General features: G+C 69.0%; 4 protein-coding genes and 1 pseudogene. 2 read left to right on the top strand and 3 right to left on the bottom strand.

From position 1 onward, the window contains the following. A partial coding sequence (locus tag AB6A66_RS17365; protein ID WP_371056881.1) for a hypothetical protein occupies positions 1-221 on the top strand: 221 nt, incomplete at its 5' end. Positions 222-275: 54 nt separating this feature from the next. Here AB6A66_RS17365 and AB6A66_RS17360 read toward each other — a convergent pair. From AB6A66_RS17360 to AB6A66_RS17350, 3 genes are all read right to left on the bottom strand, one after another. Continuing rightward, positions 276-863 (bottom strand): DUF3489 domain-containing protein, encoded by a 588-nt coding sequence (locus tag AB6A66_RS17360; protein WP_371056880.1) that lies wholly within the window; start codon positions 861-863, stop codon positions 276-278. 94 nt (positions 864-957) lie between these two features. After that, positions 958-1176: a hypothetical protein gene (locus AB6A66_RS17355; RefSeq protein ID WP_371056879.1), complete on the bottom strand. Its 219-nt coding sequence runs from the start codon at positions 1174-1176 to the stop codon at positions 958-960. A gap of 14 nt (positions 1177-1190) precedes the next feature. Beyond that, a complete protein-coding gene (locus tag AB6A66_RS17350; RefSeq protein WP_371056882.1) occupies positions 1191-1463 on the bottom strand; it encodes a hypothetical protein in 273 nt (90 codons plus the stop codon). Positions 1464-1576: 113 nt separating this feature from the next. Between AB6A66_RS17350 and AB6A66_RS17345 the strand changes: the two are divergent. Continuing rightward, a pseudogene (locus tag AB6A66_RS17345) lies at positions 1577-1939 on the top strand (hypothetical protein); the annotation flags it as partial.

Here is a 1939-nt window from a genome sequence, read left to right as displayed (position 1 = left end):
GACAGAGCCGGATCATGTCGATGGTCGAAGCCGCGACGAATGTCGTCGTCGGATACGTTCTGGCCATCGCCACGCAGATCGTCGTGTTCCCGTGGTTCGGGATCGAGACTGGTCTCGCGGAGCATTTGACCATCGGCCTCGCCTTCTTCGGCGTCTCTCTGGCGCGGGGCTACCTGCTTCGCCGGCTGTTCGAGGCGATCCGGATGCGTGGGGCACGATGAGATACCGCCGCCCCATGCGGGACGGCGGTATCTGGCCCATCGTTGTGTGCGGCGTCAGTCGCGCGGCAAGTTGTAGACCCGGCCGCGACCCGCGACCTTCTCGGAGGTGACCTCGAGCCCGAGCTTCTTCTTGAGCGCGCCGGCGAAGGCGCCTCGGACCGTGTGCGGTTGCCAGCCCGTTTCGGCGACGATCTCGTCGATGGTCGCGCCGCCCTCGGCGCGGAGCATCTCGATCAGCTTCGCCTGCTTCGTGCCCGCGCGCGGTGTGCGCGACTTGGGTTCGGGATCGGCCTCGGCGGGAGCGTCCTGCGGGTCCTCCGCACTCGGCGCCTCGTCGGCGGCCTCGGGCGCGCTGTCGCCGCCTTCCGGCTCGACGCCAATGACGGCGAGACCCGCGTCAGTGATGTGCAAGAGGATGGCTCGCTCGTCCTCGTCGTTGCGCCAGATGCGGTTGAGCGCGGCATCGGCCTTGGTCTGACTGTCGGTCGTCGTCTCGGCGATCAGCCCGCGGGAGAGGAGCGCGCCGACCACCTTGGTGGCGGCGCCGCCGCGGAGCGAGCCGGGGAGCGGCAGGACGTTGCGGTCCTCGCGCTGCGCGGCGGCGCTGAGGATCACGAGCTGGGTGTCGGAAAGCTTGGTCATCTGGGGTCTCCGGTTTTGGGGCCGCGACATGCGGCGCCTTCTACGACCCCGAGCCGCGCAGGGCGCGCGGCGGGAGTTCCGGCGGTGCCGGAGGTCAGATCAGCCCGAGGTCGCGCAGGAGCGCGGCGGCGTCGGGCAGTCGATCCGTGGCCACATCGATGGCGATGGTCATGCTGTCTGCGGTGAGGCGTGCGGGAATGTCCGCCTCCTCGCGGAGCGCGGCCCCGATCTCGTCGAGGACGACGGGGATGCGGCTGGCATCCCAAGGCTCATTCAGGCTGCGGATGGCGATGCGGATGGTGCTGGTTTCCATGGTGCGCGCTCCTGTCACTCGGCGTGTTCGCCCTCGCCGAAGGCGCTGTCGGTGATGCGCTTCAGGAGGCTGGCGTAGTGTTCGAGGGTGCCGACCATCGCCCAGCCCGCCTCATCGGGGGCGCAGTTGAAATGGTCGTCGCTGAGCGCCTGCAGCCGGGCGAGCATCTCGTCGATCTCGGCCTTCTTGCCGATGAAGGCCGCGAGCGCGGCCTCGCGATTGCGCCGTGCCTTTTCGGCGCGGAGTTCGTGGCGGGGCGTGGTGATCGGGTTCAGGCGCGTGGTCATCATGGTGGCTCCGTGTGCTGAGTTGCATCGTCCTTGCGGATCCAGGTTCGCTCTGGCGCGGAGGCTTATCAACTCAATAAGCACATGATTTCGCATGATAATTGGAGCGCGGCATGGAGGGTCTGAGCGAGCGCCAATACGCCGCCCGCGTCGGCCTTTCGCGCGGCGCGATCCAGAAGGCGAAGGCCGCCGGCCGCCTGGTGCTGCACGCAGACGGGAGCATCGACGCCGGCGCCAGCGATGCGCGCCGGGCCGAAGCGACGGACCCGTCCAAGACCCGCAAGCCGCCCCAACTGAGCCGCAAGCCCGTGCCGGAGGCGGCTGTCTCCGCCGTCGGCGACACCCTGAAGGAACAGGGCCTGGCCGCGCCAACCACGGGCGGCGGCACGACCTTCCTGCAGGCCAAGACGGCCAACGAGGTGCTGAAAGCGCAGGAACGGCGCATCCGGCTGCAGAAGCTGAAGGGCGAGCTGATC

The organism is Rhodosalinus sp. K401 (assembly GCF_041365735.1).
In the GTDB taxonomy this organism is placed as follows: Bacteria; Pseudomonadota; Alphaproteobacteria; order Rhodobacterales; family Rhodobacteraceae; genus Rhodosalinus.
This window is presented reverse-complemented; position numbering and strand designations above follow the sequence as displayed.